The sequence below is a fragment of the Janthinobacterium sp. GW821-FHT03A03 genome (genome assembly GCF_059421435.1).
Map to the genome: position 1 here is coordinate 1378730 of NZ_JBWKUZ010000001.1, position 24227 is coordinate 1402956.

Here is a 24227-nt window from a genome sequence, read left to right on the forward strand (position 1 = left end):
TGTGCGTCCGGCGGCTGGGCCACCGGACGCGATCGCTGTTGACGCTATTGGGTGAGTCGGGGCCGTCGCTTATTTGCTGGCGCCCGGCACCCACACCGTGCCGATCGACAAGGTCGTCAGCTTTTTCTTGCGGCCGTACCAGAGGTTGACCACGCCGCGCGACACGAAGACGGAGGAGAACATTGAGGTCAGGATACCCAGGCAATGCACGACAGCGAAGCCGCGCACGGGACCGCTGCCAAAGGCCAGCAGCGCCAGGCCGACGATCAGGGTGGTCACGTTCGAGTCCAGAATCGTCGCCCAGGCGCGGTCGAAGCCGGCAGCGATCGCCGCTTGCGGCGTATTGCCGGCACGTAGCTCTTCGCGGATACGTTCATTGATCAGCACGTTGGCGTCAATCGCCATGCCCAGCGCCAGCGCGATAGCGGCGATACCTGGCAAGGTCAAGGTCACCTGAATCATCGACAGCAAGCCGACCAGCAACAACAGGTTGGTGGCCAGGGCCAGCACGCTGAAGGCGCCGAACAGCATGTAGTAGGCGATCATGAAGATGGCGATGGCGATGAAGCCGTACAAGGTCGAGTGGAAGCCCTTGGCGATGTTTTCCGCGCCCAGCTGCGGTCCGATCGTGCGTTCTTCGATGACTGTCATCGGCGCCGACAGGGCGCCCGAGCGCAGCAGCAGCGCCAGTTCATTCGCGTTTTCCGCGCCGCCCATGCCGGTGATCTGGAAGCGCGAACCGAGTTCCTGCTGGATGGTCGCAACCGACAGCACTTCCGGCTTGCCCTTTTCAAACAGCACGATGGCCATGCGCTTGCCCACGCGTTCGCGCGTCGCTTCGCGCATCTTGCGTCCGCCGTCGCCGTTCAGGTCGATCGACACGGCCGCCTGCTGGTTCTGATCGAAGCTGGCCGTGGCGCTGGAGATATAGTCGCCCGTCAGGATCACGTCTTTCGCCAGCACGACAGGCACGCCCTTGCCGACGGTGAACAATTCCGAGTTGAACGGAATGGCGCTGGACAGTTCGGTGCCGGGCACGATGGTTTCGTCGACCAGGCGCACTTCCAGGGTCGCCGTGCGGCCGATGATGGCTTTCGCGCGGGCCACGTCCTGCACGCCAGGCAGTTGCACCACGATACGGTCGGGACCTTGCTGCTGGATCAGCGGCTCGGCCACGCCCAGCTCGTTGACGCGCTTGGACAGGGTGGAAATATTTTGCTTCACGCCTTCGTCAATGGTGGCCTTCAGGGCCGCCGGCTTCAGGGTGATGTTCAGTTTCAAATCGCTGCCTTCGCCCGCATCGGCAAAGGCCAGTTCCGACATCTGGTCGGACAACACATTTTTTGCCTTCAGGCGCGTTTCCGCGTCGCGGAAGTTGATCTGCACGCTGTCGCCCACGCGCTCGATGCCGGCGTGGCGAATATTTTTGTCGCGCAACACGCTACGCGCGGCGGACTGCACGCCCTGGACTTTCTTGTTGAGTACGGCTTTCGCATCGACCTGCATCAGGAAGTGCACGCCACCGCGCAAGTCCAGGCCCAGGAACATGGGCAAGGCATGCAGTTTCTGCATCCACATCGGCGTATTGGCTTGCAGATTGACCGTCACGATGTAGGCAGGGTCGCTGGCATCCGTATTCAGATCCTTTTCCAGCACCAGTTTTGCCTTGAACTGGGTATCGGGATCGGCAAAACGCACGCGCACGGAGGCGAGGTTGCCGGCGCCATCCATGGTGACACCTTCCGACTTGACGTTCTCTTTCGTCAATATTTGCTCGACTTGCGTCATCAGTTCGCCCGTCACTTTGACGGTCGACTTGCCGCTGGTTACTTGCAGCGCCGGTGATTCACCGAAATAATTGGGCGCCGTGTAGAGTGCGCCCAGCAATAAGGCGACGGCAATGATGATGTATTTCCAGGCAGGGTAGCGATTCATATTGATTCAGCGTTCAGTGTTGAGCGTCGGAGGCGTCGCGAGGGGCGGCGGGTAGCCGCCCCGGTGAATCATTGCCGAAGCAATGACAGCGAGGAATTACAGCGCCTTCAGGGTGCCTTTAGGCAGCAAGGTGGTGATGGCGCTCTTTTGCACCGTGATTTCGGTGCCGGTCGCCACTTCGATGGTGACGTAAGCGTCCACTACCTTGGATACACGGCCCAGCATGCCGCCAGCGGTCACGACTTCGTCACCTTTGGTCAGCGCATCCATCATCGCCCGTTGTTCTTTGGCGCGTTTTTGCTGTGGGCGGATCATCAGGAAATACATGACCACGAACATCAGTACCAGCGGCAGGAAGCTGGTCAGGTTGCCGCCGAAACCCAGGGCATCGGCAGGGGCTTGCGCATAAGCGTTGGAAATGAAAAACACGGTGACTCCAGTTCTAATCAGTTTGAAAAAATAGCGCTGTATTCTAGCATTGGCAATACGCCAAGCCCCCAATTGCAGGCATGGCAGCTTCAAATGGGGCTAAAAAGGCATTATGCAATGCTTTATCGCCTGCTCCAAGCATCTATCAAGAAATCCTCGGGACAAGACGCCCGTGCGCCTCGTCCTAAGCTTTTCTTAAGCACCCCGCGCCCGTTCGGCGTGAAATTGCAGCGTAAACGCGTGGAAACGGTCCTCGTCCAGCGCTTCACGCATCTGGCGCATCAGGTCCAGGTAGTAATGCAGGTTGTGGATGGTGTTCAGGCGCGCGCCGAGGATTTCCTTGGAGCGGTGCAAATGGTGCAGATAGGCGCGCGAGAAGTTGCGGCAGGCGTAGCAGCTGCAGGTCTCGTCCAGCGGCGCCTGGTCTTCCTTGTACTTGGCATTCTTGATCTTGATGTCGCCGAAACGGGTAAACAGCCAGCCGTTGCGGGCGTTACGCGTCGGCATGACGCAGTCGAACATGTCGATGCCGTTCGATACGCCCGCCACCAGGTCTTCCGGCGTGCCCACGCCCATCAGGTAATGCGGCTTGTTGGCCGGCAGGCGCGGACCCACGTGGGCCAGCATGCGCATCATGTCTTCCTTCGGCTCGCCGACGGACAGGCCGCCGATGGCGATGCCGGGGAAGTCGATTTCTTCGAGCTTGGCCAGCGACTCGTCGCGCAGCATCTCGAACATGCCGCCCTGCACAATGCCGAACAGCGCATTCGGGTTTTCGCCACGGTGGAACTCGTCCTTCGAGCGCTGCGCCCAGCGCAGCGACATGCGCATCGACTTGGCCGCTTCCTCGATGGTGGCCGGACGGCCCTGGATCTCGTACGGCGTGCATTCGTCGAACTGCATGACGATGTCGGAATTCAAGACGCGCTGCACCTGCATCGACACTTCCGGCGACAGGAACAGTTTATCGCCGTTGATGGGCGAATTGAAATGCACGCCCTCTTCCGTGATCTTGCGCATGGCGCCCAGCGAAAACACCTGGAAACCACCCGAATCCGTCAGGATCGGCTTGTTCCAGCCCATGAAACCGTGCAAGCCGCCGAATTTCTCCATGACAGTGTTGCCCGGACGCAACCACAGATGAAACGTGTTGCCCAGGATAATCTGCGCGTCGATCTCGTTGAGTTCCAGCGGCGACATGGCTTTCACGGAGCCGTAAGTGCCCACTGGCATGAAGATCGGCGTCTGCACGACGCCATGGTTGAGTTTCAAGGTGCCGCGGCGTGCCTTGGTCAGGCCGCTCGTGTCGGTCTTGAGAAGGGTAAATTCCAGCATTCTTATTCTTTCACGGGATGGGTAAGGTTCAACGGGGCGCGCGATTGCGTGGTCAGCAGCATCGCGTCGCCATAGCTGAAGAAACGGTAGTTCTGCGCGATCGCATGCGCGTAGGCGCGGCGGATCGGCGCATAGCCGGCAAAGGCCGACACCAGCATCAGCAGGGTCGACTTCGGCAAATGGAAGTTGGTGATCAGGCGCGTCACCGTTTTAAAGGCATAGCCGGGCGTGATGAACAGGGCCGTATCGGCGCTGCCAGCAAGCAGCTGGCCGCTTTGCGAGGCCGATTCCAGCGCCCGCAGGCTGGTTGTGCCGACAGCGACCACGTCGCGCCCGGCCTGCTGCGCGGCGCGCACGGCGTCGACGGTTTCCTGCGGCATGGTGTACCACTCGGTATGCATCTTGTGCTCGGCCAGCACTTCCGTGCGCACGGGCTGGAAGGTGCCGGCGCCCACGTGCAGGGTGACATAGGCAAAGTTGACGCCCTTGGCCTTCAGTTGATCGAGCAGGGCCTGGTCGAAATGCAGGCCCGCCGTCGGCGCGGCGACAGCGCCCGGCACCTTGTTGAAGACGGTCTGGTAGCGCGTTTCATCGAATGCATCCGCATCGTGTTCGATGTAAGGCGGCAGCGGCAAGCGGCCATGCGCCTCGATCAGCTCGAACACGTCGGCCTCGAAGTGCAATGTGAAAAATTCGCCGGCGCGCTGGCCGACCGTCACGTCGAAGGCGTCGGCCAGGCGGATGCGGCAACCGGGCGGCGGCGATTTCGAGGCGCGCACCTGGGCCAGCACCGTGCGGTCGTCCAGGACGCGCTCGACCAGCGCCTCGATCTTGCCGCCGCTTTCCTTGACGCCGAAGAAGCGCGCTTTCAGCACGCGCGTGTCGTTCATCACCAGCAGGTCGCCCGCGGCTAGTTGTCCGACGATGTCAGAAAACTGGCGGTCGACCAGGGTGTCGCCGTCCAGCTGCAACAGGCGCGACGCGCTGCGCTCGGCCAATGGTGTTTGCGCAATATTTTCTTGCGGCAAATTAAAATCGAAATCGGAAAGCGAATACATGGCTTCAAAAGTACGTCAAAAATGATTAGGAATGCGTAACTGGACATCTGGCACTATACTGTGCGCCTATACAGGCATTACAATGATCCGCCGCAATGAATATATGACTGCGGCAAGCACAGGATGTGCCGGCCAACCCTCTATTTTACGCTAACGGCATCAAAACCTTGCATATGCCCGATTCCAAGCCCGATCTTCCTCCCACCGCCAAGCCTGTTGCGAAGCCGAAAGCCGCCAAAAAAGTGGTCAGCACGGAAAGCAAGCTGGCCAGACTGGGCTTGCGCACCGATATGGACCTGGTGCTGCACCTGCCGATGCGCTACGAAGACGAGACCAAGGTGTACACGATACGCGACGCCTGCCTGCGCGGCGGCGAGTCGTGGCAGGTCGAAGGCGTCGTCACCAAGTGCGAAGTCAGCTTCAAGCCGCGCAAGCAGCTGCTGGTGACGCTGGCCGACGAGACGGGCGATCTGCTGCTGCGCTTCATGAATTTCTACGGCAGCCAGGTCAAGCAGCTGGCCGAGGGCACGCGCGTGCGCGCCCGGGGCGAACTCAAACATGGCTTTTTTGGCGCCGAGATGGTGCACCCGACGTACAAGGTGGTGAACGAGGGCGCGCCGCTGCCCACGGCCCTGACACCCGTGTACCCATCCGGCGAGGGCCTGTCGCAGCACGTGCTGCGGCGCGAGATCGCCGACGCCATGCGCCGCATCGACTGGCAGGACACCTTGCCGGACCAGCTGCTGCGCGACATGCGCTTGTCGCCGTTTCAGGCGGCCGTGCGCCTGCTGCACTATCCGCCCCAGGAAATCGATGAAAGCGCGCTTTCCGACCGCTCGCACCCGGCCTGGGTGCGCATGAAGTTCGATGAACTGCTGGCGCAGCAGCTGTCGCTGAAACGCGCCCAGCGCGCGCGCCGCTCGAAAGGCGCCGCCTCCTTGCCCATCGTCGGCACCCTGTCGGAAGCCTTCGGCGCCGCCCTGCCCTTCAAGCTGACGGGCGCGCAGGCGCGCGTGCTCGAGGAAATCCGCGCCGACCTGCGCCAGCCGTATCCGATGCAGCGGCTGCTGCAGGGCGACGTCGGCAGCGGCAAGACGGTCGTCGCCGCCCTGTCGGCCACGCAGGCCATCGACAGCGGCTACCAGGCCGCGCTGATGGCGCCCACGGAGATCCTGGCCGAGCAGCACTTCCGCAAGATCGCCGCCTGGATGGAGCCGCTGGGCGTCAAAGTGGCGTGGCTGACGGGCAGCCTGAAGAAAAAGGAAAAGACGGCGGCGCTGGCCCTGATCGAATCGGGCGAGGCGCAACTGGTGATCGGCACGCATGCGCTGATCCAGGATAACGTGCTGTTTGCCAAACTGGGCCTGGTGATCGTCGACGAGCAGCACCGCTTCGGCGTGGGCCAGCGCCTGACCCTGCGCAACAAGGGCGACAGCGCGGCCGTGCCGCACCAGCTGATGATGTCGGCCACGCCCATCCCGCGCACCCTGGCCATGACGTATTACGCCGACCTGGAAGTATCGGTGATCGACGAGCTGCCGCCCGGCCGCAGCCCCATCGTCACGCGCGCCATCGACCAGAACCGGCGCGACGAAGTCATCGCCCGCGTGTATGCGGCCGCGCTGGAGGGCCGCCAGGTGTACTGGGTCTGCCCGCTGATCGAGGAATCGGAAGCGCTGCAGCTGCAGACGGCCACCGACACCTACATGATGCTGGCCGAGGCCCTGCCCGCACTGCAGGTGGGCCTGGTGCACGGCCGCCTGAAGCCGGCGGAAAAGCAGGAGGTGATGGATGCCTTCATCGCCGGCCAGATCCACGTACTGGTGGCCACCACCGTCATCGAGGTGGGCGTCGACGTGCCGAATGCCTCCCTGATGGTGATCGAGCACGCCGAGCGCTTCGGCCTGTCGCAGCTGCACCAGCTGCGCGGCCGCGTGGGGCGCGGCTCGGCGGCCAGCGTCTGCCTGCTGCTGTACCAGGGTCCGCTGGGCGGCGTGGCGCGCCAGCGCCTGATGACCATGCGCGAGACAACGGACGGTTTTGAAATTGCCCGGCGCGACCTGGAAATCCGCGGTCCAGGCGAATTTCTCGGCGCGCGTCAGTCCGGCCAGGCCATGCTGCGCTTCGCCGACCTGGAAACGGACCAGTGGTTAGTAGACCAGGCCCGCGACGTGGCGCACGATCTGCTGCACGCCACCACGGCCGCCGCCGCGACCACCGTGGAAGCGCACCTGGCGCGCTGGCTGGGCGGGAAAGAGGAGTTTTTGAAGGTGTAAGGCCCGGCGCCCTACATGCACATCCAGAAGCGGTTTGCCAGGTCGAGCATGAAGTCGGGCCGCAGATAGGCAAGGAAGACGATGGCCAGCAGCACGGCGCCAGCCAGGCGCCATAGCCATGCGCGCCAGCTGGCCATTACGCGGCCACCGCCACGCGCTTGACGGCGCGCTCGTCGATCGGCAGGTTGATCAATGCGGCCAGCAAGCCCAGGCCGATGGTGATCAACCACACGACGTGGTAACTGCCCTGGTGCTCGTACAGGTAGCCGCCCAGCCACGCGCCGAGAAAGCTGCCCACCTGGTGCGAGAAGAACACCATCCCTGCCAGCATCGACAGGTGTTTCACGCCAAAGATGCCGGCGATGATGCCGTTCGTCAGCGGCACGGTCGACAGCCACAGCACGCCCATGGCGGCGGCAAACAAGTACACGGACCACGCCGACAACGGCGCCAGCAGGAAAACGGTGATAACCACGGCGCGCGTCACATAGATGGCCGACAGCAGATAGCGTTTCGCGATTTTCCCGCCGAACTTGCCCGCATAGTAGGAGCCGACGATGTTGAACAGACCGATCAGAGCCAGCGCCGTGACGGCGACATTCGGATTCATCAGGCCCTGGTCCTTCAGATAGGCCGGCAAGTGCACGCCGATGAACACCAGCTGAAAACCGCAGACAAAATAGCCAGCCAGCAGCAGCCAGAACGAACGGGTACCGACTGCTTCGCTGAAGGCGGCGCCAACGCTTTGCTGCGGCCCGCTGGCGTGCGAAACGGGCGGCTCGCGCAGGTAGGAGGCCATGGGGATCATGGCCAGCAGCACCAGCGCGGCCAGCACATAAAAGGCATTTTGCCAGCCCACGGCGGAGATCAGCTGCTGCTCCACCGGCATCATCAGGAACTGGCCGAACGAGCCGGCCGCAGACGAGATGCCGAAGGCCCACGAGCGCTGCTCTGGCGGCGCACTGCGCCCGATGATGCCGCTGATGGCGCCAAAGGCCGTGCAGGCCAGCGCCAGGCCGATGAAGATGCCGGAACCGACGATGAACAGGGTGGGCTGCGTCACCAGCGCCATCCAAACGAGGCCCGCCATGTAACTGATGGCGCCAACGATGACGACGCGCATGGTGCCGAAACGGTCGGCCGCCATGCCGGCGAACGGACCGAAGACGCCCCACATCAGGTTTTGCATGGCCAGCGCCAGCGAATAGGTTTCGCGTGTCCAGCCGTTGGCTTGCGAGATCGGCTGCATCCAGAAGCCCAGGCCGTGGCGCACGCCCATCGCCAGGGTCAAGACGACGCCGCTGGCGATCAGGACGGTTTTCAGGCTGGGACGGGAAGAGTGCAATGTCATGGAATATTCCTGCTTAGGCCTGGTCGGCACGGTAAACGAGACCGATCTGGCCGCGCATGGTGTCCAGATTATGCATGAGCGCCACGCTTTCCGCTTGCGGCATGACGGGGCTTTCCAGCAGGCCGGCGCGGATGCAGCGCATCGCTTCGATCGCTTCATGCGCGTAGCCATTGCCCAGATGCGGCGCGGCGACGACGCGGCGCGCGCCATCCATCGCTTCGACGATCAGGTGATCGGGCTTGTAAAACCGGTTCGGCAGGCGGATGCGTCCCAGGCTGCCGGAAATGGTCATTTCCGTCGGCGTTTGCGCGCGCAGGCTGCAGGCGCAGGATGACGTGCCGCCACCCGCGTGCAGCAGCGAGAACACCACCTGCTCATCGACGCCGGTGGCGCCCGTCTCGGCCAGCGCCTGCACGGCCGACACGGGTCCGAGAAAGAAGGCCGCCATCGACAGCGGATAGATGCCCACGTCGAGCAGCGCGCCGCCGCCGAGCTCGGGATTGAACATGCGGTGCTCGGGCGGGAAACTGGCAACAAAGCCGATATCGGCCTGCACCTGCCGCAGCACGCCGATTTCGCCGCTGGCGATGATGCGCCGCGCTTCCTGCACGGCGGGCAAGAAGCGGCTCCACATCGCTTCCATCAAAAACAGCTTTTTCTCGCGCGCCAGGTCAACCACGGCCTGCGCTTCGCGCGCGTTCATCGTGAACGGCTTTTCGCACACGACGTGCTTGCCGGCGGCCAGGCACATCAGGGCGTTTTCCGCATGCAGGGTATGCGGCGTGGCGATGTAGATCACGTCCACGTCCGGGTCCATGGCCAGCGCCTGGTAGGAACCGTGGCAGTGCTCGATGCCGAATTCGGCGCCGAAAGCCTGCGCGCCGGCGCTGCTGCGCGAAGCGACCGCCACCAGCTGCGCACCGGGCGCGTCACGCAAGCCATCGGCCATTGCGCGGGCGATCTTGCCGGTGCCGAGGATGCCCCAGCGGATGGTGTTTTCCATGCTCTACTCTCTTTCTGCGCCAGCCGCCTTGCGCTTCGGGCGGAACACCGCCGCGTCATTGTAAAAATCGTCGTCCTGGCCCTCGCACCAGCCGGGCAAACCCAGCACAGGCAGCGGCGTGAAGTCCGCCGTGGTCAGTCCTTGCTGCGCCAGGTCTAGCGCCACCCGCTCGTCAAGCCAGGCGCGCCGTGCAGCATCGTCCAGGGTGAAATAGGCGTCGCCGGCAAAGATCACGCGCGTATGCGCCGTGATGGCCTTGCGCGGCGCCACCAGTTTTTCCATCAGCGCGTGGCCGAACAGCCAGACTTCGGCGTCGCCGCCCACGCCAAATTTATCACGCTGCGCGATGAACGCGCTGCGCCAGTCGTGCCCGCGCAAGGCCGCTTCCAGCGCGCGCCCCGCATCGCTGTCGCGCAGCACCAGCAAGGCGGAATTCTCGTCGAAAATCGTCGCGCCGTCGCGCGCGGGACCGCGCGATTTGCCGACGCCGGACAGGGCGATCTGCGCCGCCTGCAGCGCATTCAATTGCCGCTTGATACGCGGGAAAGTGAGCCACACGAGTGCGTTGAAAAAATCATGCAGATTGTCGCGCGTGGGCACGCCGCCCGTGGCGCCGATGAACTCCTCGTAGGCCACGCCTTCGGGCAGGTCCGCCTGCGGCACGAAGGCCAGCGGCAAGCCGGACGGATTGCGCAGGCCCAGCGCCTGCGCGCGTCCGTTGAGCGCGGCAATCACCGTGTCGCGCTGCAGGTCCAGCTGCCGTCGCGCCGGCAGCACCGTGGCAAACCAGGGGCGGGTCCAGTCTATCGATGGCAGCATGGAGAGATCAGACCATTTTCCAGTTGATCTGCTCGCCCGCGTTGAGCGGAATCACGTGGCTGTCGCCCAGCGGCAGCGAGGCCGGCAAGGTCCAGCTTTCGCGGCGCAAGGTGATGGTGTCCGTGTTGCGCGGCACGCCGTAGAAGGCCGGGCCGTGGAAGCTGGCAAACGCTTCCAGTTTATCGAGCGCGCCGGCGCGTTCGAACGCTTCGGCATACATTTCCATCGCGTGCAGGGCCGTGTAGCAGCCGGCGCAGCCGCAAGCCATTTCCTTGGCGCCCTGCGCGTGCGGCGCCGAGTCGGTGCCGAGGAAGAAGCGCTCGTCGCCGCTGGCAGCCGCCGTCATCAGGGCCAGGCGGTGCTCTTCGCGCTTGAGGATGGGCAGGCAGTAATAATGGGGGCGGATGCCGCCCTTGAAAATCTCGTTGCGGTTGTACAGCAGGTGATGCGCCGTGATGGTGGCGGCGATCGGGCCCTCCGCTTCGGCCACGTACTGCGCCGCATCCTTGGTAGTGATGTGCTCGAACACGACGGACAGCGCCGGGAAGGCGCTGCGCAGCGGGCGCATCACGCGTTCGATGAAGACGGCTTCGCGGTCGAAAATATCGATTTCCGGGTCCGTCACTTCGCCGTGCACGAGGAAGGGCATGCCCACTTCCTGCATCACTTCGAGCACCTTGTAGCAATTCTTCAAATCCGTCACGCCCAGGTCGGAATTCGTCGTGGCGCCGGCCGGATACAATTTGACGGCTTGCACGATGCCGCTGTCCTGCGCGCGGCGAATTTCATCGGGCGAGGTGTTGTTCGTCAGATACAGCACCATCAGCGGATCGAAGTTCACGCCTTCCGGCACGGCGGCCAGGATGCGCGCGCGGTAGGCCGCGGCATCGGCCGTGGTGGTGACCGGGGGTTTGAGGTTCGGCATGACGATGGCGCGGCCGAACTGGCGCGCGCTGTGCGGCAGCACGCTGGCCATGACGGCGCCGTCGCGCAAGTGCAAATGCCAGTCGTCGGGACGGGTGATGGTGATGGAATCTGGGGTGTGATCGAGTGTGGACATGGCGGCTGCTCTCAGGCGGTCATTGCGGATAGCGCCATTTTACCAGCCGCGCGCGCGCCCCGCCCGCCGGGAAGGCCGGTATGCGACGCCTGCCAGAGAACAAAACGGCCTGTGCGCACCGGCCGTTTTGTTCTCCTGAGTACCTGCGAATCAGGACTTGTCCGGCACCGCCTCCTGCTGCGCCACCCAGGCGCGCAGTTCGGCCAGCATGCGGTCCAGCGCGGCGCGGTCGTACACATGGCCGCGGCTGACCACCAGGCGGATCTGGCGCGTGGCGCCGATATCCTGCAGCGGGTTCGCGTCGAGTACCAGCAAATCGGCCGCCTTGCCGGCCGCCACGCTGCCGTAGCGGTCCAGCTTGCCCAGGAAACGGGGGCCGTTGATGACGGCCGACTGCAAGGCTTGCTGCGGCGTCAGCCCGTACTGTACATACAGGCCGATCTCGTCGTGCAGGGCCTGGCCCGGATAGTCGAAGGAATTCAAAAAGCCCGCATCGGTGCCGGCGATGATGCTCACGCCCTGCTGCTGCAAAATCGGCAGCAGCTTTGCCGATTGCTCGAACTGCGCGTGGCGCTGGGCGATCGCTTCCGGGCCATCCTTGGCGGCGCGCTGCACGCGCCAGTCGTAGGTGGCGCGCAAGCCTTTGCCGATGTACTGCAAGGCCGGATCGTGCGTGTGGTCTTCGCGGTCCAGGTAAGCCGTCACGCGCGAGCCCCACAGGGTCGGCACGATGGCCGTGCCGCGCGCGGCCAGGTAGCTGAAAGCCTTGCGCGCCGTCGGCTCGTCGTAGCTTTGCACGCTGGCGTGCATCGCTTCCTTGCCCGTCATCGCGCCGGCGGCCACCTTGGCGGTCAGCTCCTGCTCGCGCGGCGTGGTGGCACGCAGCAGATATGATTGATGCTCGATCGTGCCCAGGCCCGCATCGGCCATCTGCTCCAATGTGAGCTGCACGGGGATATGGCCCGAAGTGCGCATGCCCCGTTCGCGTGCCTGGTGCAGCGCTTCCAGGTACAGCTCCGGTTTCAGGGTGTTTTCCGTGATCTTCACGAAGTCGACCTGCTGCGCCTGCAGGCCGTCCAGCGCGCGCGTGACTTCCTGCGGCGTGCCCACTTCGATGGTGCCCTTCCACAGCGGCTTGATGCCTTCGAGCTTCGCGCCGGAAGTAAAAATCGTCGGGCCTTGCAGCTGGCCCGCGTTGATCTGCCGGCGCCATGCCAGCACCGTGTCGGGCAAGTCGCCCGAACAGTCGCGCACCGTGGTGATGCCGTGCGCCAGGTACAGGGGCAACAGCTGCTTGTTCTCGTCGATCAGCTCGGGGCCGCCGCCGAAATGCACATGCGTATCCCACAGGCCCGGCATCAGATATTTGCCGGGCAGGCGGATGGTCTGCTTCGGCGCGTAGCTGCGCAGCTGCGCGTCATCGACGACGGCGACGATGCTATCGCCCTTGAGCAGCACGGTCTTGCCCTTAACGGCGCGGCCAGCGGCAACGTCGATCACGGTGGCATCGCGCAGAGCGATATCGATGGCGATCCTGTCAGCCGCGTGGGCATGGGCCAGCATGCCCAGCGCCAGCATGGCGCCGGCGATTTGTTTCATGTCAGGCATTCGCACTCAACTTCAAAGTAATGGAAAATTAATGGATGATCTTGGCGAGGAAATCGCGCGCCCGGTCCGAACGCGTCGTGTTGAAGAAGTCATCCTTGCTGCAATCCTCGATGATCTTGCCCTGGTCCATGAAGACGATGCGGTTGGCCACGCGCTTGGCAAAGCCCATTTCGTGCGTGACGACCATCATCGTCATGCCTTCCTGCGCCAGGCCCACCATCACGTCAAGCACCTCGTTGATCATCTCCGGGTCGAGCGCCGAGGTGGGCTCATCGAACAGCATGGCGATCGGATCCATCGACAGCGCGCGGGCGATCGCCACGCGCTGCTGCTGGCCGCCCGACAGCTGGCCCGGGAATTTATCCTGCTGCGACAGCAGGCCTACGCGGTCCAGGTATTTCAAGCCCTTGGCGTTGGCTTCATCGGCGCCGCGGCCAAGCACCTTGATCTGGCCGATGGTCAGATTTTCGCGGATGGACAGGTGAGGAAACAGCTCGAAATTCTGGAACACCATGCCGATGCGCGCGCGCAGTTTCGACAGATTCGTCTTCGGGTCGTTGACGGCGATGCCGTCGACGATGATCTGCCCCTGCTGTATCGGTTCAAGGCCGTTGACGGTCTTGATCAGGGTCGACTTGCCGGAACCGGACGGGCCGCAAATGACCATCACGTCGCCCTTGGCGACCTTGGTGGTGCAGTCGGTCAGTACCTGGAACTGGCCATACCATTTGCTGACGTTATTGAGTTCGATCATCTTATTCTTTCTTTTACGGTTAGCGAATGATGGCGACGCGTTTCTGCAGGCGTTTGACGAGGAACGACAAGGCATAGCACAGCACGAAATACACGACGGCGACAAACACGTACATCTCCACCAGGCGGCCGTCGCGCTGCGCGATTTTCGATGCTGCGCCGACGAAATCGGGGATCGACAGCACGTACACGAGCGACACGTCCTGGAACAGCACGATGGTCTGCGTCAGCAGCACGGGAATCATGTTGCGGAAGGCCTGCGGCAGCACGATGCTGGCCATGGTCTGCCGGTAGTTCATGCCCAGCGCCTGGCCCGCCCACACCTGGCCGCGCGGAATCGACTGTATGCCGCTGCGCATGATCTCGCAATAGTAGGCAGCCTCGAACATGATGAAGGTGATCAGCGCGGACGAAAACGCGCCCACTTTCACGGGTTCGCTGGCGCCGATGATCCAGGCGGCGATATACGGTACGAGGAAGTAGAACCAGAAGATCACCAGCACCAGCGGGATCGAGCGTATCAGGTTGACGTAGGTCGACGCCACGCCCGAGACGATGCGGTTGCCGGACAGGCGCATCAGCGCCAGCAAGGTGCCCAGCACGATGCCGCCCACCATGGCCAGCGCCGTCAGCTGCAAGGTAAACACCATGCCGGTCTGGAACAGGTAGACCCATGAGCGGGAGATGACGTCGAAGTCGAAGTTACCGAACATATCAGTGTCCTCCCGTCTTGGCGCCGGCGACGATGAAGCCCGGGATGGCGACCTTTTTCTCGATCAGGTGCATCAGCACCACGACCAGCAGGTTGACGACGATGTAGATGATGGTGGCGGCCGAAAATGCCTCGAACACCTGGAAAGAAAACTCCTGGATGGCGCGCGCGCTGGCCGTCAGTTCTATCAGGCCGATGGTCAGCGCCACGGAACTATTCTTGATGATGTTCAAAAATTCGCTGGTGAGCGGCGGCAGGATGACGCGCGCGGCCATCGGCAGCAGAATAAAACGGTAGGTTTGCGGCAGGGTCAGTCCCAATGCCGTGCCGGCCAGTTTCTGTCCGCGCGGCAGCGCCTCGATACCCGTCGTCACCTGCACAGCCACGCGCGAGGATGTGAAAAAGCCCAGGCACAGCACGGCCGTGACGAACGGCGCATTCGGCAACGACTTGACCCAGGCGCCCAGATCCGGCGGCAGCAGTTCCGGCATGACGAAATACCACAGGAACATCTGCACCAGCAGCGGCACGTTGCGGAACAGTTCGACGTAGGCATTGGCCACGCCGACTATCCATTTATTCGGCAGGGTGCGCACCGTGCCGATCACCAGGCCCAATATCAGTGCCATGATCCAGGCCGCACCCGCCGTGGCCAGGGTCCACGTCAGGCCGGACCACAGCGTGTCCATATACGTGCCGACGCCATCGGGAGATATCTCCCAGAAAATGCGCCAATTCCAGTTGTAATTCATGATCATCCTTCCCGTGCAGCTCCAGGGGCGCGGCCAGCCAGCCACCCGCCCCGCAAATGAATCGGGAGGCTTGCGCCTCCCGGTTTGTTACGCAGTCTTTACTTTTTCCGTTTGTCCGAAGTCTTCTGCGCTTCCGGCACGGCCGCATACGCGGCCGGGTCACCGGAGTCGGTCGGATTCATGAACACGGCTTTCAATTGCGGCGGCATGGGGAATTTCAGGTTGATGTTTTTCGGCGGGATCGGCGACGTGAACCACTTGGCGTAGATGCGGTTGATGTCGTCGCTCTTGTACAGGCGAATCAGCGCGTCGTCGACCACTTTCTTGAAGGCCGGGTCGCCCTTGCGCAGCATGATGCCGTACGGTTCGACGGACAGCGCTTCCTTGGTGATTTCGTAGTCGTTCGGGTTCTTCGAGTTGGCCACTTGCGACGCCAGCAAAATGTCGTCATTGGCCTCAGCCACCGCGCGGCCCGTTTCCAGCATCAGGAAGGACTCAGGATGATCCTTGCCGACGGCAATGGTCATGCCCAGGTTCTTTTCCTTGTTCAAAATCGTCATCTGCTTGATGGTCGACGTGCCGGCCGTGGCCACCAGGGTCTTGCCGCGCAAATCTTCCAGGGTCTTGATGTTCGAGGATTTTTTCGACAGCACGCGGTTGCCGATGACGAACATGGTGGGGGCGAACGCCACCTGCTGCTGGCGCTCCAGGTTATTCGTCGTCGAGCCGCATTCGAGGTCGATGGTGCCGTTGGCCATCAGCGGGATGCGGTTGGCCGACGTGACGGGACTCATCACCACTTTCAGTTCGCTCAGGCCCAGGTGCTTTTGCAGGGCCGTGACGACTTTCATGCACAGGTCGATCGAATACCCCTGGTATTGCTGCTTGTCATCGAGATAGGAGAAGGGCACGGAGCCGTCACGCACGCCGAGGGTGACGGAGCCGGCTTTCTTGATCTTGGCCAAGGTGCCGGTCAATTCCTGGGCCTGGACTGGCGACATGCTGCTGATGACACCGACGCTGAGCAGCGTGGCGATGATTTTGGTCAATTTCATAAATTCTCCTGGGCGGACAAACCGGATGTACTCCGAACGAAACAACTGTGGTGCAGACGCCACCAATGGAATTAATTTTATTTCATTTTCAGCGCCGGACCAGCCGTTTTCTGCGATTGCCGTCAAATAGGCGCTATGCGCGCGCCTGAATCAGGGCGCGTGTAGCATTTTTCCTACTGATTTCCCCCCAGCGATTTATTTTGCCGGTGCCAGCGCGGCGAATTCGTCGGTTTGGCCTTGCTCTTCGTCATCGTCCTGGTTCGCCTGCTGGCGTTGCCACATCTGCGCATACAAGCCGTCAAGCACCAGCAATTGCGGATGCGTGCCCCGTTCGACGATGCGGCCATGGTCAAGCACGAGGATTTGCTGGGCATCGGCCACCGTCGACAGCCGGTGCGCAATCACCAGGGTGGTGCGGTTCCTGGCAATGTCCTTCAATTGCGCCTGAATCGCCTGCTCGGCCTTCGAATCGAGCGCCGACGTGGCTTCGTCGAAGATCAGGATGGCAGGGTCTTTCAGCAGAGTGCGGGCGATGGCCACGCGCTGCTTTTCGCCGCCCGACAGTTTTAACCCCCGCTCGCCCACCATGGAGTTGTAGCCATCTGGCAAGCTTTCAATAAAGTCATGGATCGACGCCGCCTTGGCCGCCGCCACGATGGCCTCCTTGCCGGCGCCCGGCTTGCCGTAGGCAATGTTGTACTCGATGGTGTCGTTGAACAGCACCGTATCCTGCGGCACGATGCCGATGGCCGCGCGCAGCGAGTCCTGGGTGACGGCGCGCACATCCTGGCCATCGATGGTGATGCCGCCGCCATCGACCTCATAGAAGCGGAACAGCAAACGCGACAGCGTCGACTTGCCCGAGCCGCTGTGCCCCACCACGGCCGTCGTGGTGCCGGCCGGTATCTGGAAATCGACGTCAAACAGGATTTGCCGCTTGGCTTCATAACTGAAATCCACATGCTCGAAACGCACGGCCGCGCCCCGCGTGACGAGCGGTTTTGCCTCGGGCGTGTCGGCGATTTCGCGGTTTTCGTTCAGCAAGGAAAACAATCGCTCCATGTCGGCCAGGCTTTGCTTGATTTCGCGGTAAATGACGCCCAGGAAATTGAGCGGAATATACAGCTGGATCATGAAGGCGTTCACCAGCACCAGGTCGCCCAGGGTCATCGTGCCCGCAATCACGCCCACTGTGGCGCGCCACAGGATCAGGGTGACGGCCGTGGCGATGATCAGCGACTGGCCCGTATTGAGCAAGGACAAGGAAGTCTGCGATTTCACGGCCGCCGATTCGTAGCGCTGCAAGCCTTCGTCATAGCGCTTCGCTTCGTAATCCTCGTTGCCGAAATATTTCACGGTTTCATAGTTGATCAGCGAATCGATGGCCTTGGTATTTGCCTTCGAATCGAGGTCGTTCATGGTGCGGCGGAAATGCGTGCGCCAGTTCGTCACCAGCACGGTAAACGCGATATACGACACCAGCGCCACCGCCGTGATCACGGTGAACCAGATGTCGTAATGCAAGACCAGATAAGCGAGCACGAGGGTGATTTCCACCAGCGTCGGCAAGATATTGAACAGGGTGTAGGAAATGAGCGAGCCGACGCTGCGCGTGCCCCGTTCAATATCGCGCGTCATGCCGCCCGTCTGGCGGTTCAAGTGGAAACGCAGGGACAGCGCATGCAGGTGGCGGAACACTTGCAGGGCGATGGTGCGCACGGCGCGCTGCGTGACGCGGGCGAACAGGAATTCGCGCAATTCCGTAAACAAGGTCGTCGACAGGCGCAGCAAGCCGTAGGCCACCAGCAAGCCCACGGGCAGCACCAGCAACGCTTGCGGGTGCGTCGCCGTGATCGTCATGGCGTCGACGAGTTTTTTCAGGATCAGGGGCACGCCCACGTTGGCCAGCTTGGCGCCGACCAGACATAGCAGCGCCAGCAATACGCGCCATTTGTAGACCCACAGATACGGCAGCAAGGTCCTGATGGTGGCGAAGTCGCTGTGGCTGGCGGAAGCTGGCGAGCGGGGCGGAGGGGGAGTCTGGGAACGGCGCATGGCGAAGGTCGGCTTTTTATGGTTCAATCGCAGCAATTGTAGCCTTTCATGAGAATAAAAGATGAGCACCTCCCCCGCCCGCCCCGACAACTGCCTCGCCTCCGGCCTGCCCGCCGGAAAAATGCCCGAACTGCGCATGATGCCCGCGCCGTCGGACGCCAATGTATACGGCGACGTCTTCGGCGGCTGGATCATGGCGCAAGTCGATATCGCCGGCTCGCTGCCGGCCACGCGGCGCGCCAACGGCCGTGTCGCCACCATTGCCGTCAATTCCTTCGTCTTCAAAAATCCCGTCTTCGTCGGCGATCTGCTGTCCTTTTACGCCGATATCGTCAAGGTCGGCAATACTTCGATCACCGTTAATGTCGAGGTGTATGCCGAGCGCAACCGCCTGCAGGCCTGCATCGTCAAAGTCACGGAAGCAACCCTGATCTACGTGGCGACCGATTCCGACCGCAAGCCGCGCAAGGTGCCGCCGATCGAGACCTTATTGTCGTCTTGACTGTCGCAATAATCCCACGTTTGATTTTCAGACGGCATGGATAGCCAGCGCCGCATCTTCCTGCACAGCGCCGCCCGCATAGTGTCGCTGGCTGCCGCCGGCAGCGTGCTGTCCGGTTCCAGCGCCGGCGCCGCCACGCGCCTGAACGGCACCGGCTATCCGTTTGCGCTCGGCGTCGCCTCCGGATCGCCCTTGCCGGACGCCGTCGTGCTGTGGACGCGCATCTGCTACGATCCGCTGCAGGGCGCCGCCACGCCCGCCATCGCCCTGAATGTGCGCTGGGAAGTGGCCGAAGACGAGGCTTTCCGGCGCATCGCCGCCAAGGGGCAAGCGACGGCCACGCCGGCCCTCGCGCACAGCGTGCACGTTGACGCGGGCGGTCTCGCACCAGGACGCTGGTACTGGTACCGCTTCATGCTGGGCGACGCCGTCAGCCCAGTGGGCCGCACGCGCACGGCGCCCGCGGCCGATGCCATGCCCGCGTCGCTGAAACTGGCCGTGGCCTCGTGCCAGCACTGGGAATTCGGCGCGTATGCGGCGCACCGGCATATCGCCGCGGCCGCGCCCGACCTGGTGGCCTTTCTCGGCGACTACATCTATGAATGGGGTCCATACCAGCTGCAGCACCCGGAGCGGGCCGTGCGCACGCACGAAAGCTTTACCCTGGACGAGTACCGCGCCCGCTACGCACAATACAAGAGCGACCGCAACTTGCAGGGCGCGCATCTGGCCGCGCCATGGATCGTCACCTGGGACGACCATGAAGTGGCCAACGACTACGGCAACGACCGCGACGAGTTGCTCACGCCCACGTTCCTGCAGCGCCGCGCGGCCGCCTACCAGGCGTTTTATGAGCACATGCCGCTGCGCCTGCTGCCGCTGGGGAGAAGCGGCTTTGTCGACATGCGCATCTACCAGCGCTACGACTGGGGCCGCCTGGCACGCTTCCACGTGCTGGACGACCGGCAATACCGTGCCTACCACGCCTGCGCCAGGCCGGGCCGCGGCGGCGCGAATTCCGTCACCACGCGCAACTGCCCCGACTTGCGCAAGCCGGAACGCACCATGCTGGGCGAGGAACAGCAGCGCTGGCTGCAAGCCGGACTCGACAATTCGCCCGCGCGCTGGAATATCCTGGCCCAGCAAACCCTGATGGCGCAGTCGAGCCAGGTGCCCATCCTGCGCCCCGGCGACGAGCGCATCTGGACCGATGGCTGGGATGGCTACCCGATGGCGCGCCAGCGCCTGCTTGACGCCTTGCGCAGCAGCCAGGCCAGCAACCCGCTGGTGCTGTCGGGCGACGTGCATACGTTTTATGCCACGGAACTGAGCCGCAACGCCATGCGTCCCACCGGCAAGGATAATCCCGTGCTGGCCACGGAGTTTTGCGGCACCTCGATCACATCAAGTTCCCGCCCGCAGGCGCGCACCGAACAGTACGTGGCGATGAACCCGCATATCCGCTACGGACGCAGCGACAAGCGCGGCTATATGTTGCTGGAGATCACGCCAGAAAAAAGCACGGCCCAGTTCCAGGGCCTGGAAAATGTACGCGACAGCGCGTCCGGCATCGCGACACTGGCCAGTTTCACCGTGCAGGACGGCAAGGCGGGCTTGCAGGCAAGCTAGGCTATGCTTTTCAAGGCATCGCGGTAGCGCCGGCTGACGGGCACTTCGCCGCCCGTGGATAGCAGCGCGCGCGCATCGCCCGATTCCAGCGGCACAATAGTTTTCACAAAATCAATATTGGCGATATAGCTGCGGCGTACGCGCAGGAAGCGCTTACTATCGAGGCGACGCTCGATGGCCGCCATGGTCGAGCGCAACGGATAATCGTGCCCGCGCACGTGCAAGTTCACATAGTTGCCCCAGGCCTGTATCCACTCGATATCGGCAGCCGGCAGCAGAAAATCCTTGCCCAGCTTGCGCACCAGAAACCGCTCCGGCTGTTGCACCGGTTCCACGGCCGGCCCCTCATCGGGCTCACCCAGCAGTGTCGCTTCGCCTTGCCAGCGCATCAGCAGCAACTGGTAAAAACCCACCGCCAGCAGGACGAGGAAGTAAGCACGCACATCTTTCAGGTATTCATACGGCAACTCGCGCCACCAATTACCGAAATCGTAAGCGCTGCCGACGCTCCAGTACGCCAGCTTGCGCAAGGCCACCATGGCCGCCACGTGCACCACGCTGTACACGACCGACGCGGCCAGGTGCCAGCGCAGGTTCTGGCGCTGGAACACCAGGTGCAGCGGCCTGTACTGCCCCGCCAGCACGACCACGGGCACCAGCGCCAGCAGCACCAGATTGCTGCTCCATTCCCATACGGCCACTTCCCAAAACGCCGTGCCGACTCCGCTGCGCTGCAGGTCGATCCACGCCAGCCAGCTGTTCACGCTGGCCTGCAGCAGGGTCAGCACGATCCAGAATCCCGGCTCGGCCACGCGGCGCCAGCGTTGATAACGTTGCAACAGATCTGTGGAAGCGATGTGCATGGTCTCGGATGGTGAATTAGTTGCATGATTGTAAGGTCCCGCACCCGTCCCAGGCGATCCATTCGTCCCAGCCAGCCGTCCGCTGGTCCCATTTCGCTGGCACGCTGCCCCGTCGCTGCCTATGCTGGGCCTTCCTTCACCACTCGTCCCCCAACCATGACCATAGCCTCCCGCCGTCACGATATCGACGCCCTGCGTTTTCTCGTCTTCAGCCTGCTGATTGCCTATCACACTGCCCTCGTGTACATGGATGGTTGGAACTTTCACATACACAGCAGCTACGCCACCGACGCCTTGAACATGCCGTTGATCTTTCTCAACCGCTGGCGCATGGAAATCGTCTTCCTCATTTCCGGCGTCTCGTGCGCCATGATGACGCAGCACACACGCGGCGCCTTCCTGTGGCGCAGAGTCAAGCGCCTGTTGCTGCCGCTGCTGTTCGGCATGGCCGTCATCATTCCCATCCAGCCCTATTGCGAAGGCGTCAGCAACGGCCTGGTTGAGCCTGGATTTGGGCAATTCCTGCTCCATTACTATGGCGGCTACGCCTGGCCCGCCCGTGCATTTGCCGGCTGGCAATTTGGTTTTACCTGGAACCATCTGTGGTATCTGGTGTACTTGCTGCTGTACACCGTTGTGCTGGTGGCGCTGCAGCCGCTGCTGGCCAGGGCCAGGCCGCTGTTCACGGGGCTGCGCGGCTGGCGCCTCCTGGTCTTGCCCGCACTGCCGGCGCTGGCGGCAACGGTCTTCCTGAAACTGCGCTATCCGGAAACCCACGCGCTGGTCAAGGACTGGTACGCGCACGCCATGTATTTCACGCTGTTCGTGTATGGCTGGTGGCTGGGCAATGACAAGGGTTTATGGGGCGAACTGGCGCGGCTGCGCTGGCATGCGCTGTGGCTGGGCCTGGGCGCGTTTGCCGTGTACATGTTTTTTGACCAGATTTCTTCGGAAAACCTGCTGACCTGGGCCTCGTTCGGCTCCTGGCCCATGCGCAACCTGTACATGTGGCTGGCCATCTGCACCATCCTGGGCTGGTCGCATGCGTTATTGAACCGCCCTTTTGCCTGGTTGCCATGGGCGCGTCAGGCCGTGTTTCCCTGGTACATACTGCACCAGAGCGCGATTATCCTGCTGGCTTACTGGCTGGTGCCGCTGAAGCTTGGCCCCGTGCTGGAGCCGCTGCTGGTGCTGGCCGGCACGGTGGCCATCTGCTGGCTGGGCACGTCGCTGCTGATCAGCAAGGTGCACTGGCTGCGCCCCTGCTTTGGCCTGTCCGCCCGGCCACGGCAAGCCGTGGCGGCGGACACGGCCCTATCGGCGCATTAAGCCGCTTTTTTTTCGTCGCGTAATTGACGGCGCAAGATCTTGCCGACGTTGGTTTTCGGCAATTCATCGCGAAACTCGATGTATTTCGGCTTCTTGTATGCCGTCAATTCATGCTTGCAATGCTCGCGGATCTGTTCCACTGTCAGGTTAGGGTCCTTGCGCACGACAAACACTTTCACGGCTTCGCCCGAGTTCGCGTCCGGCACGCCGATGCAGGCACATTCGAGCACGCCCGGGCAGGAAGCGACCACGTCTTCCACCTCGTTCGGATACACATTGAAGCCGGAGACGATGATCATGTCTTTCTTGCGGTCGACAATCTTCACGTAGCCGCGCTCGTCCATGACACCCACGTCGCCCGTCTTGAAGTAGCCGTCGGCCGTCATCGACTTGGCCGTCTCGTCCGGACGCTGCCAATATCCCGCCATCACTTGCGGGCCGCGCACGGCGATTTCGCCCGGCTCGCCCAGCGCCACTTCCACGCCGTCGTCATTCAAAATGGCCACTTCCGTCGACGGGAAAGGCAAGCCGATGGTGCCCGTGAATTCCGTGATATCGACGCGGTTGCCCGTCACCACGGGCGACGTTTCCGACATGCCATAGCCTTCGATCAGCGGGCAGCCCGTCAGTTTCAGCCAGCGTTCGGCCACGTTGCGCTGCAGCGCCATGCCGCCGCCATTGCACACCTTGTAGCTGGAGAAATCGAGCTTGGCAAAGTCGGCATTGTTCAGCAGCGCGTTGTACAAGGTATTGACGGCCGGGAAGACGACGATCTTGTGCTTGCTCAATTCCTTGACGAAACCGGGGATGTCGCGCGGATTCGGGATCAGCACGCACATGCCGCCCAGGCGCATGCCCATCAGGGCGCTGACCGTCAACGAATAGATATGATACAGGGGCAGGGCGCACATGAAGCCCATCGACGTGGCGCGCATTTCCTTGGTCATCACAGGCGCCATCCACGCCTCGTTCTGCAGCACGTTGGCGATCACATTGCGGTGCAACAACATCGCGCCTTTCGACACGCCCGTCGTGCCGCCCGTGTATTGCAGGAAGACGATATCGTCATGGCCCTGCTCTACCGGCTTCAAGGTCAGGCGCACGCCTTCGGCCAGCATCTTGTTGAAGCTGATGGCGTTCGGCAAGGAAAACGCCGGCACCATTTTCTTGATCTTGCGCACGACGAAGTTGACGATCGTGCCCTTCAAGCCGCCCAGCAAGTCGCCCATGGTGGCGACGATCACGTGCTTGACCTGGGTGTGCGGCAGCACCTGCTCGACCGTGGTGGCAAAGTTTTCCAGCACGATGATCGCTTCGCTGCCCGAATCGATCAGCTGATGCTGCAATTCGCGCGGCGTGTACAGCGGATTGACGTTCACCACCGTATAACCGGCGCGCAGGATCGCCGCCATCGCCACCGGGTATTGCAGCACGTTGGGCAGCATGATCGCCACGCGCGCGCCCCGTTGCAAGCCCTTGCTTTGCAGCCAGGCGCCCATTTGCAGCGACAGCTTGTCGAGTTCGCGGTAGGTGAGGAATTTATCCATGCACACGAAGGCATTGCGGTCCGCATAGTTCTGGAACGACTCTTCCAGCAAATGCGTGACGGAACGGTATTGCGTGCAATCAATCTCTGCGGGAACGCTGTCCGGGTACGACTTCAACCAAATCTTGTCCATCTCGCCTCATCTTTATCTGTAAAA

21 protein-coding genes are annotated in these 24227 nt (G+C 62.6%); 4 read left to right on the forward strand and 17 right to left on the reverse strand.

Annotated elements, in window-relative coordinates:
• Positions 1-69: 69 nt before the first annotated feature.
• The 4 genes from secD to queA form a co-directional block, all read right to left on the reverse strand.
• Positions 70-1935 (reverse strand): protein translocase subunit SecD, encoded by a 1866-nt coding sequence (gene secD / locus AC07VI_RS06390; RefSeq protein WP_086144727.1) that lies wholly within the window; start codon positions 1933-1935, stop codon positions 70-72.
• Between the two features lie 96 nt (positions 1936-2031).
• Positions 2032-2364 carry a preprotein translocase subunit YajC gene (gene yajC, locus AC07VI_RS06395; RefSeq protein ID WP_076571845.1) on the reverse strand — a complete coding sequence of 111 codons (333 nt, stop codon included), beginning with the start codon at positions 2362-2364 and terminating at the stop codon, positions 2032-2034.
• Between the two features lie 195 nt (positions 2365-2559).
• Positions 2560-3699: a tRNA guanosine(34) transglycosylase Tgt gene (tgt, locus tag AC07VI_RS06400; RefSeq protein WP_086144728.1), complete on the reverse strand. Its 1140-nt coding sequence runs from the start codon at positions 3697-3699 to the stop codon at positions 2560-2562.
• Between the two features lie 2 nt (positions 3700-3701).
• Positions 3702-4757 (reverse strand): tRNA preQ1(34) S-adenosylmethionine ribosyltransferase-isomerase QueA, encoded by a 1056-nt coding sequence (gene queA, locus AC07VI_RS06405; RefSeq protein ID WP_086144729.1) that lies wholly within the window; start codon positions 4755-4757, stop codon positions 3702-3704.
• Between the two features lie 173 nt (positions 4758-4930).
• On the opposite strand from queA, the gene recG reads away from it, so the two are divergent.
• Positions 4931-7033, forward strand: a complete 2103-nt coding sequence (gene recG / locus AC07VI_RS06410) for an ATP-dependent DNA helicase RecG (protein WP_086144730.1) — start codon at positions 4931-4933, stop codon at positions 7031-7033.
• A gap of 11 nt (positions 7034-7044) precedes the next feature.
• On the opposite strand, the gene AC07VI_RS06415 is transcribed toward recG, so the two are convergent.
• The 11 genes from AC07VI_RS06415 to AC07VI_RS06465 form a co-directional block, all read right to left on the reverse strand.
• Complete coding sequence (locus AC07VI_RS06415) at positions 7045-7170, reverse strand: hypothetical protein (protein ID WP_264296513.1); 126 nt, start codon at positions 7168-7170, stop codon at positions 7045-7047.
• On the reverse strand, positions 7170-8384 hold the full coding sequence (locus tag AC07VI_RS06420; protein WP_492996189.1) for an MFS transporter: 1215 nt from the start codon (positions 8382-8384) through the stop codon (positions 7170-7172). The genes AC07VI_RS06415 and AC07VI_RS06420 overlap by 1 nt, the downstream gene beginning before the upstream one ends.
• A 13-nt stretch (positions 8385-8397) precedes the next feature.
• Entirely contained in the window at positions 8398-9387 is a 990-nt protein-coding gene (locus AC07VI_RS06425; protein WP_086144732.1) for a Gfo/Idh/MocA family protein, read from the reverse strand.
• A 3-nt stretch (positions 9388-9390) separates the two neighbouring features.
• Complete coding sequence (locus AC07VI_RS06430) at positions 9391-10206, reverse strand: DUF3025 domain-containing protein (RefSeq protein WP_086144733.1); 816 nt, start codon at positions 10204-10206, stop codon at positions 9391-9393.
• A gap of 7 nt (positions 10207-10213) precedes the next feature.
• Positions 10214-11266 (reverse strand): dihydroorotase, encoded by a 1053-nt coding sequence (gene pyrC / locus AC07VI_RS06435; RefSeq protein WP_099374036.1) that lies wholly within the window; start codon positions 11264-11266, stop codon positions 10214-10216.
• Between the two features lie 150 nt (positions 11267-11416).
• The gene (locus AC07VI_RS06440; RefSeq protein WP_492996192.1) at positions 11417-12865 is read right to left on the reverse strand and encodes an amidohydrolase family protein; all 1449 of its coding nucleotides are present in this window, start codon (positions 12863-12865) and stop codon (positions 11417-11419) included.
• 37 nt (positions 12866-12902) lie between these two features.
• Positions 12903-13628: an amino acid ABC transporter ATP-binding protein gene (locus AC07VI_RS06445; protein WP_086144736.1), complete on the reverse strand. Its 726-nt coding sequence runs from the start codon at positions 13626-13628 to the stop codon at positions 12903-12905.
• A 19-nt stretch (positions 13629-13647) separates the two neighbouring features.
• Positions 13648-14340, reverse strand: a complete 693-nt coding sequence (locus tag AC07VI_RS06450) for an amino acid ABC transporter permease (protein ID WP_086144737.1) — start codon at positions 14338-14340, stop codon at positions 13648-13650.
• A 1-nt stretch (position 14341) separates the two neighbouring features.
• Entirely contained in the window at positions 14342-15091 is a 750-nt protein-coding gene (locus AC07VI_RS06455; RefSeq protein ID WP_086144759.1) for an amino acid ABC transporter permease, read from the reverse strand.
• A gap of 98 nt (positions 15092-15189) precedes the next feature.
• Positions 15190-16146 carry an amino acid ABC transporter substrate-binding protein gene (locus AC07VI_RS06460; RefSeq protein ID WP_086144738.1) on the reverse strand — a complete coding sequence of 319 codons (957 nt, stop codon included), beginning with the start codon at positions 16144-16146 and terminating at the stop codon, positions 15190-15192.
• Between the two features lie 195 nt (positions 16147-16341).
• A complete protein-coding gene (locus AC07VI_RS06465; protein ID WP_492996195.1) occupies positions 16342-18201 on the reverse strand; it encodes an ABCB family ABC transporter ATP-binding protein/permease in 1860 nt (619 codons plus the stop codon).
• Positions 18202-18262: 61 nt separating this feature from the next.
• Between AC07VI_RS06465 and AC07VI_RS06470 the strand changes: the two genes are divergently transcribed.
• Together AC07VI_RS06470 and AC07VI_RS06475 are read left to right on the forward strand one after the other, a co-directional pair.
• On the forward strand, positions 18263-18703 hold the full coding sequence (locus tag AC07VI_RS06470) for an acyl-CoA thioesterase (protein ID WP_086144739.1): 441 nt from the start codon (positions 18263-18265) through the stop codon (positions 18701-18703).
• 36 nt (positions 18704-18739) lie between these two features.
• On the forward strand, positions 18740-20332 hold the full coding sequence (locus tag AC07VI_RS06475; RefSeq protein ID WP_492996197.1) for an alkaline phosphatase D family protein: 1593 nt from the start codon (positions 18740-18742) through the stop codon (positions 20330-20332).
• Here AC07VI_RS06475 and AC07VI_RS06480 read toward each other — a convergent pair.
• Complete coding sequence (locus AC07VI_RS06480; protein WP_492996199.1) at positions 20329-21195, reverse strand: LytR/AlgR family response regulator transcription factor; 867 nt, start codon at positions 21193-21195, stop codon at positions 20329-20331. The genes AC07VI_RS06475 and AC07VI_RS06480 overlap by 4 nt on opposite strands.
• Before the next feature lie 156 nt (positions 21196-21351).
• On the opposite strand from AC07VI_RS06480, the gene AC07VI_RS06485 reads away from it, so the two are divergent.
• Entirely contained in the window at positions 21352-22524 is a 1173-nt protein-coding gene (locus tag AC07VI_RS06485; protein WP_099374034.1) for an acyltransferase family protein, read from the forward strand.
• On the opposite strand, the gene AC07VI_RS06490 is transcribed toward AC07VI_RS06485, so the two are convergent.
• Entirely contained in the window at positions 22521-24203 is a 1683-nt protein-coding gene (locus tag AC07VI_RS06490) for a long-chain-fatty-acid--CoA ligase (protein ID WP_099374033.1), read from the reverse strand. The genes AC07VI_RS06485 and AC07VI_RS06490 overlap by 4 nt on opposite strands.
• Positions 24204-24227 lie beyond the last annotated feature (24 nt).